Origin of the sequence: Bradyrhizobium macuxiense, assembly GCF_007993935.1 — a bacterium.
GTDB lineage: Bacteria > Pseudomonadota > Alphaproteobacteria > Rhizobiales > Xanthobacteraceae > Bradyrhizobium > Bradyrhizobium macuxiense_A.
Genome location: NZ_VITY01000020.1, coordinates 26,506 through 39,044 on the forward strand (window position 1 = coordinate 26,506; position 12,539 = coordinate 39,044).

At 60.1% G+C, this 12,539-nt stretch carries 11 protein-coding genes; 2 read left to right on the plus strand and 9 right to left on the minus strand.

Going from position 1 to position 12,539, the window contains the following annotated elements; translation table 11 throughout:
* Nucleotides 1–815: 815 nt before the first annotated feature.
* From FBZ93_RS41535 to FBZ93_RS36580, 5 genes are all read right to left on the minus strand, one after another.
* A complete protein-coding gene (locus tag FBZ93_RS41535; RefSeq protein ID WP_246667790.1) occupies nucleotides 816–1,058 on the minus strand; it encodes a GSU2403 family nucleotidyltransferase fold protein in 243 nt (80 codons plus the stop codon).
* Between the two features lie 30 nt (nucleotides 1,059–1,088).
* Complete coding sequence (locus FBZ93_RS36565) at nucleotides 1,089–1,805, minus strand: response regulator (protein ID WP_433995471.1); 717 nt, start codon at nucleotides 1,803–1,805, stop codon at nucleotides 1,089–1,091.
* A gap of 80 nt (nucleotides 1,806–1,885) precedes the next feature.
* Nucleotides 1,886–4,942, minus strand: coding sequence for an efflux RND transporter permease subunit (locus FBZ93_RS36570; protein ID WP_146992248.1), 3,057 nt, complete (start codon nucleotides 4,940–4,942; stop codon nucleotides 1,886–1,888).
* Nucleotides 4,943–4,967: 25 nt separating this feature from the next.
* Entirely contained in the window at nucleotides 4,968–6,083 is a 1,116-nt protein-coding gene (locus FBZ93_RS36575) for an efflux RND transporter periplasmic adaptor subunit (protein WP_433995472.1), read from the minus strand.
* Nucleotides 6,080–7,543, minus strand: coding sequence for an efflux transporter outer membrane subunit (locus tag FBZ93_RS36580; RefSeq protein ID WP_349643278.1), 1,464 nt, complete (start codon nucleotides 7,541–7,543; stop codon nucleotides 6,080–6,082). The genes FBZ93_RS36575 and FBZ93_RS36580 overlap by 4 nt, the downstream gene beginning before the upstream one ends.
* Here FBZ93_RS36580 and FBZ93_RS40915 point away from each other — a divergent pair.
* Nucleotides 7,533–8,204 (plus strand): hypothetical protein, encoded by a 672-nt coding sequence (locus tag FBZ93_RS40915; protein WP_167529384.1) that lies wholly within the window; start codon nucleotides 7,533–7,535, stop codon nucleotides 8,202–8,204. The genes FBZ93_RS36580 and FBZ93_RS40915 overlap by 11 nt on opposite strands.
* Before the next feature lie 191 nt (nucleotides 8,205–8,395).
* Here FBZ93_RS40915 and FBZ93_RS41540 read toward each other — a convergent pair whose 3' ends face one another.
* The 3 genes from FBZ93_RS41540 to FBZ93_RS36600 form a co-directional block, all read right to left on the minus strand.
* Nucleotides 8,396–8,992 carry a TlpA family protein disulfide reductase gene (locus tag FBZ93_RS41540; RefSeq protein WP_283810881.1) on the minus strand — a complete coding sequence of 199 codons (597 nt, stop codon included), beginning with the start codon at nucleotides 8,990–8,992 and terminating at the stop codon, nucleotides 8,396–8,398.
* 4 nt (nucleotides 8,993–8,996) lie between these two features.
* A complete protein-coding gene (locus FBZ93_RS36595) occupies nucleotides 8,997–9,317 on the minus strand; it encodes a hypothetical protein (protein ID WP_246667792.1) in 321 nt (106 codons plus the stop codon).
* A 329-nt stretch (nucleotides 9,318–9,646) separates the two neighbouring features.
* On the minus strand, nucleotides 9,647–10,048 hold the full coding sequence (locus FBZ93_RS36600) for a DoxX family protein (RefSeq protein ID WP_146992251.1): 402 nt from the start codon (nucleotides 10,046–10,048) through the stop codon (nucleotides 9,647–9,649).
* 123 nt (nucleotides 10,049–10,171) lie between these two features.
* Between FBZ93_RS36600 and FBZ93_RS36605 the strand changes: the two genes are divergently transcribed.
* Nucleotides 10,172–11,188 carry a LysR family transcriptional regulator gene (locus FBZ93_RS36605; RefSeq protein WP_246667793.1) on the plus strand — a complete coding sequence of 339 codons (1,017 nt, stop codon included), beginning with the start codon at nucleotides 10,172–10,174 and terminating at the stop codon, nucleotides 11,186–11,188.
* Nucleotides 11,189–11,743: 555 nt separating this feature from the next.
* Here the strand turns inward: FBZ93_RS36605 and FBZ93_RS36610 are convergent.
* On the minus strand, nucleotides 11,744–12,382 hold the full coding sequence (locus tag FBZ93_RS36610; protein ID WP_167529385.1) for a TetR/AcrR family transcriptional regulator: 639 nt from the start codon (nucleotides 12,380–12,382) through the stop codon (nucleotides 11,744–11,746).
* Nucleotides 12,383–12,539: the final 157 nt, after the last annotated feature.

Sequence of the window (12,539 nt, forward strand, 5' to 3'; positions counted from 1 at the left end):
TGAGACGGGAGTTGTCAGGAGCGTGGACCGATTTGGAGTCGTCATCCGATGGGGAGACGGTCGGCAGACATCGCCCCTGTTCAACGACATGAAGTTGATCACCCAAATCGACATCAATGGCCGCATCATTCATGGATGATGGTTAGATCTGCGTTGGGGATGGTCTGCTGCTGCAAAGATCCGGCCCGCAGCGATCCTCGCCGGTTCATCCACCGCGAGGTCCATGCCGATCGACATCGCGTTGGCCGCAGAGACTTGTTCTCAAACCGTTGATACTCGCTTGATCGCGTCAAGCCCTCCGACGCCGGCTCTGGAGAAGCTGTCGGGATTGCCACTCTACGAGCCGAGCTGGTCCGAGATCCTCTGTTTCGATGTCGGGTTTTGGACCCGAGACGAGGCGAGCCGAGAAGAACCGCAACTCATCGTCCAACCGAGAGTGTCATGCCCGGTATTCAAGGATCGATTTTTCATTTGGTCTCGCCGATGGTTGGGGTCCGAAGTCATCTGTCGTAGGCCTGATCAGAAGGATGCGCTCTTGGGATTTCCACCAGGGAACAGTCCGTCACGAAATGCTTTAGGGTTCGCCGACGTGCGTCGACGAGGTCATCGATGTGGCCCGACATTTCAGCCGCCCACGGTCATTTCGGACGAGCTCTCGGCGCGCTGGTTGAATTATCTGCGAGAATCATAATCGGCTGGACGTGAGTCGAACCCGGGTATGTCTTGCTCAAGTTCGGTTCGGAGCAACGCCGCGAAGCCATTGTCATAGGTCGCGACGCTGGTGCGGATCGCCTCCTCCACTGATCGCCGCGATCTCATGCCTGGGTATGGGCGGCGACAAGATCAGCCTGCTTGGCCGTCATCGCTTCGATGATCGATCGGGCCTGGCGCCGGTCCTTCGCACTTTTCGCCGTGGCGTCGCGGTCCTCTTCGGCGGAGCCGACGATCAGCTTGTGAATGGCATGGCGTTCAGGCGATGGAACGAGGACCAACGCACCTGCACCATGCAAAGCCAGCACGAATTTCAGGGCATCGCTCGATCGAGACGAAGCGCCCACTGCTGAGCGGCAGCATGCGCTGGAAGTTGATCACGCTTCATCCACACGCGGCGTAAAGATGTAACCTCCCGCGCGCACCGTCCGGATCATCGATGCACCTTCGATCCGATCGAGCTTGCCGCGCAATCGACTGACGAGCACGTCGACGCTGCGCTCGAACGAACCGCCTTGTCGTCCGGTCATGCTCAAGAGCTGTTCCCTGCTGAGAATGTCGCCGCAGCGCTCACAAAACACTTGCAGGAGCTCAAATTCGGCGCTGGTAAGCGCAATCTTCGCTCCTCCTGGATCACGCAGCTCGCGCAGCCGGAAATCGATCAGCCAGCCCTCGAACGTCAGCCGCCTTGTGGTGTTCCCGGACGAAGTTGCCCAAACCGTGGCTCGGCGCCTCAGGATCGCCTTGATGCGAGCAAGCAGCTCGCGAGGGTTGAACGGCTTGACGAGATAGTCGTCCGCTCCCATCTCGAGCCCGAGGATTCGATCGACCTCGTCGCTTTTCGCGGTGAGAAAGACGATCGGCGTCGAGTGATTGACTCGCAAACGCCGGCATAGACTAAGGCCGTCCTCTCCCGGCAGCATGATGTCGAGTACGATCAGATCGACGCGCTTGTGCGACATATAGCGAACCATCTCGCGGCCATCCGACGCCAGAGCGACCGAGAACGAATGCTCCCGCAAATAACGGGCGATCAAACTAGCCGTCTCCCGGTCGTCTTCTACGATGAGGATGGTTTGTGGCGTCATCGACACGATGTCAGTATCGCTATTGAAAGGGGCCGATCCTCGGCATCCGTCCGACGCTGCCGTCACTCGGAGCCCGCACTGCAATCTCAGTTCCCATACCCGGCGGAGCTTACCTCGCGACGATGTGCGATAAGCGTGTAGGCAACCGGTACCACGAACAGCGTGAACAGCGTTCCGATCGACAAGCCGGAGGCAATCACAAGGCCCATATTGTAGCGGGACACCGCGCCCGCGCCGCTCGCCGTGACCAACGGCACGACGCCGAGTACCATGGCTACCGTTGTCATCAGGATCGGTCGGAGCCTGATCGTCGCAGCCTCGATGATTGCCTCGGAGCGGCTCTTCCCTTCGGCGAGCAATTCGTTCGCCACCTCAACCATCAGGATGCCGTGCTTACTGACTAGTCCCATCAGGGTGACAAGACCGACCTGGGTGTAAATGTTGATGCTGGCGCCCCCGAGACCGACGTCGATGAAAATCAGTGCGCCGACGAGCGACATCGGCACCGAGATCAGGATGATGAGGGGATCCAAGAAGCTGTTGAAGAGAGCGGCGAGCGCAAGATAGATGATAATCAGCGCGAACAGAAACGTGGTGATGAAGCCGCCTGACTCTAGTTCGAGCTGTCGGGAGGCGCCGGCGAAGTCGACCGAGTAGCCGGCCGGAAGTGATTTTGCGAGGCTCTTCAAGGTCGCGAGCGCATCACCCATCGCCACCCCCGGCATGGCAACGCCCGAGATAGTCGCGGCGTTGAGCTGCTGGAAATGGTTGAGCGTCTGCGGAACGGTCTTGTCGTCGAGGCGGGCGACCGTCGCCAATGGCACCATCGTGTTGTTGCTGGTGCGGATCTGGTAACTCAGGAGCTGCTCGGCCGTGAGACGATCCATCTGACGAACCTGCGGGATCACCTTGTAGGAGCGGCCGTCGAGGCTGAAATATTCGACGTAGTTGCCACCCAGCATGCTCGCCAGCGCGCCGCCTAGATCACTCATCTTCAACCCGAGATCGCCGGCCTTGTCGCGATCGAACACCACGGTGCTCTTCCGCTTATCGATCTTGAGGTCGTTGTCGAGGAAGATAAACCGTCCCGTCTTGAGCGCCTCGGTCATAAAGCTCTGAGCGACCTCGCCGAGCTCGTTGAACGTGCCCGTTGTGCCGATCACGAACTGGATCGGCAAGCCATTGCTGCCGGGCAGCGACGGCGGTTGAAAGGCCACCGAGCGCGTGCCGGCGATACCATCGAGTAGACCCTGCAGTTCGGGCTGCAGCGTCTTGGTCGGCGCAGTCCGCTTGTCCCACGGCTTGAGCACCCAACCGGCGATCGCTTGCGCGGGTGTGTCGATCTGGAAGACCACGCGGGTCTCGGGACGCTTGGCAATCAGATCATAGAGCTGTTGACCATAGAACTGGCGCTGCTCGGGCGTTGCCGATGGCGCAGAATTGGTGATGGAGAGGACCACGCCCTGGTCCTCATCGGGCGCGAGCTCGCTCTGGGAATTCGCATAGAGCCAGGGAATGGCGGCGAGCAGCAGCAGCGCGAACACGACCACCACGGATTTGGTGACGAAAACGGATTCGAGCCGGCGGCGGTAGGCGTCGGTCAGCCGCTCCAGTGCGTGGTCGATCCCGCGCACCAGGCGCGCCTCAAAATTCGCGGCATCCGGGTCCGTCCGACGCAATAGCCAAGCGCAATTCACCGGCGACAGGGTCAACGCAACGACAGCCGACACGGTAACCGCGCCCGCCAGCGTGAACGCGAATTCGGTGAACAGGGCACCGGTGAGCCCGCCTTGGAATCCGACCGGCACGTAGACTGCGATCAGGACCACGGTCATCGCGAGGATCGGACTGCCGAGCGCGCGCGCCGATTGGATCGCCGCCTCGATCGGCGCCTGCCCTCGGTCGATCAGGCGATGGACGCTCTCGACCACGATAATGGCGTCGTCAACGACGAGTCCGATCGCCAGTACCAGCGCCAATAGCGTCAGAAGATTGATCGAAAAGCCCAACGGCAACATTAGCGCGAACGTGCCGATCAGCGACAACGGAATTGCAATGACCGGGATCAGGACGGACCGCCAAGAGCCGAGGAAGAGGAAGACGACCAGCGTCACGATGACGACCGCCTCGACCAGTGAATGCACGACCTCGTCGATCGAGCTGTTCACGAATTCCGTAGCGTCGTAGAGGATCTCGCTCGTAATACCGTTCGGCAGATTGGCATCGATATCCGGTAGGGCCGCCTTTACGCCCTTGACGACGTCGAGCAAGTTGGCAGTCGGTGCGACTTGGATGCCGAGGTAGACGGCTGTCCTGCCGTTGAATTTCGCCGAGCTGTCGTAATCGTCGTTGCCGATCGTCACGTTCGCCACGTCCTTCAGACGGATGATGGCGCCGTTCACCTGCTTGATGACGAGGTCGCGGTATTGCTCAAGCGAATGAAGGTTGGTCGTGGCCGATAGGTCGACCTGGACCAGACGCCCCCGCGTCGATCCGAGCCCGGCGATGTAGTCGTTGCCTGACAGCGCGGTGGAGACATCGCTCGCCGTCAGCCCATAGCCAGCGAGCTTGTCGGCATCGAGCCATGCGCGCAACGCGAACTTTTTGCCGCCGAGTAGCTCTGCGGTCTGCACGCCCGGCACGGATTGCAGACGCGGCTGCACCACGCGCGTGAGGTAGTCGGTGATCTGGTTCGGAGCCAGCACGCCGCTCGCAAAGCCGACATACATCGCGTCGATGGTCTGGCCGACCTTGAGCGTGAGCGTAGGCTGCTGCGAGCCGGCCGGAAGCTGGTTGAGGACCGAATTGACCCTGGCATTAATCTCCGTCATCGCCTTGCCGGAGTCGTAGTTCAGCCGCAGGTTCACCGTGATCGTGCTCGTGCCGGTGATGCTGCTGGAATTCATATAGTCGATGCCATTGGCCTGGGCGATGGCGTTTTCCAGCGGCGTCGTGATGAAGCCGGCGATGATGTCGGAATCCGCCCCGGCATAAGCCGTCGTCACCGTGACGATGGCGTTCTGGGTGCGCGGATATTGCAGGATCGATAACGAAGTCATCGACCGCAACCCGAGGACCAGGATCAGCGCGCTGAGGACGATGGCCAGCACCGGCCGGCGTATGAAGATGTCCGTGAAATGCATCGTATCGGTTCTTCTCGCGTGTCGCTTAATGGTCCACCACGGTCGGCGCCGCCTCGGCGAGCGGAACGTGCGAATTATCGATCCTGACCGGGCTACCGTTGCGGAGCTTGATCTGGCCCGCGATCACCACGCTCTCGCCGGGCTTGATTCCGTCGGTGACGGCAACGCGGTCACCCTTTGCCGGCCGGGTCTTAACGAACATCTGACGTGCCGCGCCCTGCCCGTCGTGTAGATTGTCGACGACATAGACGAGGTCACCATAGGGGTTGCTGACGATCGCGGTGAGCGGAACGGTGACGATGTCCTCAACCTTGCCGATGTCGATCTCAGCCCTGGCGAACATGCCGGGCAACAATCGCGCAGGACTATTCGCGATCGTCGCGCGGACCTGGATGTTGCGGTTGGCGCTATCGACTTTGGCGTTGATCGCCGAGACGCGGCCGTTGAAGCGTTCACCGGGGAAGGCATCGACCGTCGCGGTGACGTCCTGCCCGATGCTGATCGAGGCCAGGGCCTGCTGGGGAAGGTAGAAATCGACATAGATCGGATCGAGGCTCTGAAGGGTGACGATGGTGGAGCCGGCGCTCAGGAACTGGCCGATGTCGACGGCGCGGATTCCGAGCCTGCCGGCGAACGGCGCCTTGAGCGCTTTCTGCTCGACGATTGCCTTCTGCTGCTCGACCAGGCTCCTGGCGTTCTTCAGATTGGCCCTGTCGCTGTCGAGCGTTGCCCGGCTGACCGCGTTGAATTTGATCTGCTCCTCGTCGCGCTTGAGCACGATCGCGTAGTTCTCGGCGGTCGCCTGCAACGAGTCCAGCTTAGCGACATCGTCCGTCGCCACGAGCTGGAGCAAGGGCTGCCCCTCGGCTACTTCGTCTCCGGAACTGAACTGGATGCGTTGCACGATGCCGGATGCTTGCAGCGCCAAGTCGGCGCCATTCACGGCGCGCAGCGAGCCGACCGATGAGAGCGTTGACCGCCACGGTGCAGTGGCCGCAGTCACGGCGGAGACAGTTTGCGGCGGATTCGCCATGGCGCCGATCGCCTTCCGGATCATCATGTTTTTGAAGGTCTGGAAGCCGTAGAGGACACCGAACAGAACGGCCATCACGGCCAGCATGATCGTCATGCGCTTTATCATCGCGCGGCTTCCTGGGTTGAGCGGTTGGGGCCGGCGAAATAGCCGGGATTTGCGCGGGGCGAGGCATCGGCCGTCAGATCGGTCCTGTTCCACCAGCCGCCGCCGAGCGCCTGGAATAGCGCCGCGCAATCTGAGAAGCGCGCGGCTTGCGCCTTGATGCGCGCGATGCGAGCGTTCAGGTAGGATTGCTGAGCGGTGATGATATTGGCGTAGGGCACCGCACCGGTCTTGAACTGCTCGATCGACATGGACAGGCTGTCCGATGCGGCTTTCTCGGCTTGCCCCTGCGCCCTCAGCGTCGAGGCGTCGTACTGAATCGCCCGCAGCGAATCCGCGACGTTTTGGAATGCGGTGATCACCGTGCTCTTGTAGGCTGCCATGTCCTGCTCGAAGAGCGCGACGTCCGCTTCCTTGGTGTGGTAGAGCGTACCTCCGTCGATCAGCTTCTGCGTGATGGTAGAGGTTGCGTCCCATGCGATTGTACCGGGCGAGAACAGCTTGCCCGCCCCGCTTGCGCCGTAGCTGCCCGACAGGGTGATCTGCGGTAGAAGATTTGCGACACCGACGCCGACCGTCGCGGTCGCCTGATGCAACGTCGCCTCGGCTTGGCGGATATCCGGACGCTGACGGACAAGCTCAGACGGCAGGGACACCGGCAGCCGCCCGGGCAGATGCAGCTCGGCAAGTGTGACATGCTCGCCACGGTCTTCGTTCGGCAGCCGCCCGAGATAGGCCATTAACTGATTGCGCTGCTGCGCTAATTGCTTCTGGAGCGGAGGTAGCGTCGCCTTGGCCTGTGCGAGGGTCGACTCCTGAGCCAGCACGTCGGACTTGGAGACGGCGCCGATCTCGAACTGACGTTGGATGCGCATGAGCTGATCTGTCTCGGCTTTGACGATGTCCTCGGTCGCGGATATCTGGTCTCGTAGCGAGGCGTCGGTTATCGACGCCGTGATGACGTTCGCGGTCAACGCCAAATACGTCGCTTCTAGCTTGAAAGCCTGATAGTCGGCCTGCGCCTCGAGCGCCTCGACCTGCCGACGCGTGCCTCCCCAGAGATCGAGCGCATAGGACACGCTAACCGACGTGTTGAAGAGCTTGTAGAGCGGCCCCTGCTCGCGCGCGGCCGACCCGCTTCCGCTCACTTGCGGAAATAGGACACCCTGCTCCGCGAGGGCGTTCTCGCGGGCGGCGCGCAGGGCGAATTCGGCGGATTGCACGTCAGGATGGTTGCGCACCGCTTCATCGACAAACCCCGTGAGTTTGCGCGAGCGGAAGAGTGTCCACCAGACGCCCGGGACGTCGTTTCCCGGCGAGAAGGACTGCGAATTGCCGCCCAGCGTCCCGGTGCTCTCTGTCGCGGCTAGCTGAGGCTCCCGGGTATAGCGGCTGACGGCTGGGGCGTCGGGCGCGACGAAATTCGGTCCGGCCGCGCAAGAGGCGAGCAGAATGGTCGGCACGGCGACGCAGACCACAAGACTCGCGCGCCGAACTATCGACGCACGAATACAGCGTTCGGTCCGTCGCCTTGCGAAGTTCCGCAGTCTTCTCAAATCGATACTCTCTCATCCAAATAATCGAACCGTACGGTTCGGTACTATTAACACCAGCAATGCTGGCCTGTCAATAATCGCACCACGAAGTTCTATTTCTGGAGAGAACGCAAAGCGCCGTCCCAGACAGCGGATGCCGCTCGCTATCGAACGGCCTCGCCGCGAGGCGGCAATGCGAGGCGCCGCCTACTCCGGTCTTCTCTCCGTGAAAGTCCCCTCGCACACGCCTCTGCTCGACGAGGCCTGCCCGCCTCTGCAACGGGCGCTCGCATCCGGCAGACGCTTCCCGATCACAAGCCGGGAGATCCTTCTCGCCGGTAGCGATGGTGATCGCATCTTCTCCGCATCAGATGCACTAGCGAAGCTGGCCTGCCAAATTAGGCGCCCTATCGACCGGGCGGCGACACTGGAGGCTCTTGCAGAGCTCGGGGTCGACCGTGTGCTGGGTCTGGGTCCAGGACATGCGCTTGCCGAAATGATGCAAGCCCACTCTCCATCGATCCGCTGCTACGCCGCCAACGGATTTCACACGGTCGATGGCCTGCGCGACTGGGTTCTATTCGAATAGACAGGTGTGGCTGGCCTGCGAGGGGGTTCACGAAGTCCGAACACGACAGACAGAAGCGCAACGACGATTGCTCCAAGCGCAACATAAAGAGTGACCGTGATGCCAAACAAAGCCGGCCAGCTGTGCTGCCACCATACACGCTCGGCACGAATGAAACGCCTACGCTCGTATCGCGGCACGAACCACCACAATCACACAGCGGCGTAATAGGCGAGCAGCCGCTGTGCTTCGGGCGTCAACCAGTCGGTCGCGCCTGAAATCACGCCCGCGATGCGTCTCGATCGCGTAACCAAGTATGTAACCGGGATGCCGTAGAGCGGGAAAACGGGTGGTTGGTCGGCACTTTCTTTGGATAGTTGTCCGCGATCATCAATGACCGTTTTCAGGCCGAGTGCTCCCAGAGATCGAAGGTAGGTAGTCACCCTTGCAGGATTTCCTTCATCGGTGGATACCGTGACTACGGACAAGAGGTCCCCCATGGCGGACTGGGCTTTTGCGAGCATCGGTAGTTCCGACCGACACGCCGCACACCAGGTTGCCCAAAAATTGACGAGCAGAGTCGCGCCGCGTTGTCCATCAAGGCTAGTCATCTTACCGTCGCTAGACGGAAGTGAAATCGACGGAAGCTGCCGAGATGGCACGAGGACTTCAAATTGATGCCGGCCGTTGCTGAGAACGGGCGGCAGGTCAAAATTGGCTGACTTCGTTGGCGAAATCGACGACAGCGCCCCCCCAACCGAAATTGCGCCAAGTAAGAACTTTCGACGAGAGGGTAAGCAACGGCTCATGCAATCACCCGTGGATGTAGGTCCAGCCAGCTTCTTCAAGGTCGACCACGCGTCCAATGCCAAACGGAACCAAACGGGCCCCCGGCACCAATTCAATTGGGTGACCTTCTTTCTGTTCCGCGATAAGACGCGAGGAATCGCACATGCTGAGTACAATGTCGGGATTAGCTTGGCGCAGCATCGCCAGAGGCTCTTTGAGAGGCGACGTATCCGCCCTGAGCAACTTGATCCCGGCTCCGTTAGCGACAACTTCGACCGATACTTGCTCTCCCCTCGACGCGAAGTATCGGACGAGGTTCATCGAGTAGCTAATCGAGTGACCCATGACCTTTTCGTTGTCTGAATCAATAAGGATGACTATCCGATGCCCTGGCGAGGCGGGACGAGACACGCGTTCCCCCGCGCTCGCGCAAGACGGTAAGACAAGCATAGCGAAAACAAGGCAGGTTGCCGCTGACAACCTAATGCGCCGCTGTCGCGGACGAATGTAGTGGCTTGAGGCGAGCGATAGGCTATGCATTTTCCGTCTTTCGTTGAGAAGTCGGCTTTGTCGGAGAGTCGGGGCGGGGTCCTGATCCAAGGACGGAAGCTGACATTCGAACAACAGCTCACCGGTTGGATCTAAGGATCGTCCCGCCTCGCACGGCGAGAATGCTATCGGCGCTCCCCGATAAGCCTGCCAGCAATTTGTGCTCGGTTGGCCCAAGCCAACCCGACCATTGCGACGACAAAGATGATAGTGTGCACGACGTCTCCATGCAAAACCAGTAGCTGTACGACGAACGCGCCAACGCTTACGCAAGCCAGAAGGAATGCACCAAAGCCCGTTGTTGCCGGCAGAAGGAGGAGAACAGCACCAACCACTTCACACGCAGCGGTAAAGTAGCGGAACCATTGGCCCAATCCGATTTGGTCGAACTCAACGACAACCGGCGCGGCGCCAGAGAGCTTGAAAAGTCCAGCTCCGAGAAACGCCAAGGCGAACACGATCTTCAAAGACCAAGCAGCGATTGTTTTCCAGCGCGGGCGGCTTAGGGCAGACAAACTCGAAGACATAACATCGCTCCTTGCGAAGTGGCGACCTGTGGCTCAATGAGCTAACATCACCGTCACATAAGCCGCTCTCTGCCTTCAAGAAAGTTGCAAAGATATGGGCATAGATATTCAGATTATTCGAACATGATGGATGCTCTTACTCTGGATCAAATCCGGACATTCCTTGCTGTGGTTGATGCTGGCAGCTTTTCGGCGGCCGCTCGAAGACAGAACCGCGCGACCTCCGCAATTACTTACGCCATCGACAAGATGGAGGAGCAGCTCGGCGTCCAGTTGTTCAATCGGACGGGTTATCGACCGCGCTTGACAGAGGAAGGGCAAGCACTGCTCCCCCGCACCAGGCGCGTAGTAGATGAGATCGACGGCTTGCGCATAGCGGCTCGTGGAATCGCTAGTGGTCTCGAGCCCGAAGTGTCCATCGCCATTGACACAATGTTTCCGATGAGTTTGCTCTCAGCACCGCTGCGGGAGTTTCAGGCGAGATTTCCGGGTGTCCAGCTCCGCATTATCGTAGAGACCCTCGGAAGTTCGGCACGACTGGTCGCAGAGGGGCACTGCGCAATTGGGCTCGTTACGGAATTCGCCGCTTCGGGACTTGATCTGGCTAGCCTTCCCTTTTTAGAGATCGCGTTGGTGTTAGTCGTATCCCCCGATCACCCGCTCGCTAAGATTGCCGATAACATTGACATCGAGATACTGAAGCAATACGTGCAGCTGGTCTTGGCAGATCGCTCCAGAGTGACCGGCTCACGAGACTACGGCGTCTACACTGGTCAAACTTGCCGGCTCAGCGATCTTGGAGCGAAGCATGAGATGCTTCGCGCAGGCCTCGGTTTCGGCACCCTCCCCGTCCATCTCGCGCGCGATGATTTGTTGGCCGGCCGCCTCGTCCCTCTAAGATTGACAACGAACCTTAGCGGCCCAGCACGATTTCCTATCGTTCTCGCCCGGCGCAACGACTACCCCTTGGGACCGGCAGGCCAATGGCTGGTCGGACGCCTGAGTTCTAACGACTTCACATCCGAGAGCCTGAAGCAGCGACTGATACAACTTCCCGATGGCGTGCGAAATAAAAACTCGAAGCGAAACCGAAAGCGAAAGGCGGTTCGGCGAACTAGCGGACGCAAATCTTCACATTAGCTCGATTTTATTGGCCTACGTTAACGGCGAGCCGCTTCATCGACGAACGAACCTAGTGAGCTTCGGCGAGCGGTCGGAGACGCTGTCTCCCGTTGCGAACGACCGTGAATGTCAGCCCGGGGTTCCGGCACCCGCCGTCGGGGCCAAACGAGGCTCAGGCGCGCACCGACTTACTAACGGAGCGTCTGGCACAGGCGAAATTGGCCCGACCACTCAGGAAGCGAGCAAAAGGGCCGGCACTACGATGCGTGCACCTACGCTCAAGGATGCGATCGACAGCCACCACGCAGTCCCGCCCCTCGGACGCAGTGGCCCGCTGTGAAATTCCTACCTCTTCGCAAACGATGCTCTTTCGAGCATGAAACTGAACCATGCGGGGTTCGGTACTATCATAGACGACCCGGCATCGCGCCGACTAAAGATACCAAGGAGTTCTATTTTAGATAGAAGCGAAGGCGGGGCGACCGCTACGCTCTGATCTGGCGTGCCGACGCGAGTCCGCCCAGGGACAACGTCTAGGCTGTTCCCCATCAACCGGCCCGGCTTGTGTCGGTCCTAGCCGGCTTCCTGGTTGCGGCAAGCTGCAAGGAAAAACGAGACGCTCTCAGTCACATGGCTACGGACAGAGGCCCTTAGCCTTTTGGGATCGTCGCCGAATACGGCTCGCATCACCAACGGCGCGACCACGAGGTCCAGGAAAAACTGAGCGGTCCTAGTTAAGCGTTCGGGAGCAAAAGCGGCGTAGGCAGCGCCCTGCTCCGGCCCGGTCACATCCTTCAGGACGGATGCTGCATGATGGGCCCCACGTTCGCGCATCAATCGCTCGACCTTCGCCAGTTCTGGAAAGCGGCGCGCTTCGGTGGCCGCAAGCCGGATGAAATCAATAGTATCAGGGGTTAGAACGTGCTTGAGTATCTCGCTTCCGAGCATCGAGAGCCGCTCTTCGATCGTATCGCCGGTCGGCACAGCGTGCTCGTATCCCTCCCGCACTCGTTCGGCGTTGTTCATCGCAATAGCGGCGAACAGCTCCTCTTTTGTTGAGAAGCGAGCGTAGATTGTCCCCTTGCTCGCGCGCGCAAGCCGCGCGATTTCCCCGACGCTGACACCTAGTCCGCGCGCAAGGAACAGTTCGCGTGCCGCCTCGAGAATCCGCGCGTCTACTTCGGAGGCGAGCTTCTTCGGGGGGCGTCCCATGCGAACAGTCTTTTGCTTAGACTTTGGCCTGCGTTCTGTCTCCATTTATCCCCCTTGGCTCTGCTATTTCGGAAGGAGCTCCGCAACAAGTCGCGTTGCGAAGCAGAGTGTTATCCTTCGTTCCCAAGGAAGTAAATAGAACTACGCAGTACATATT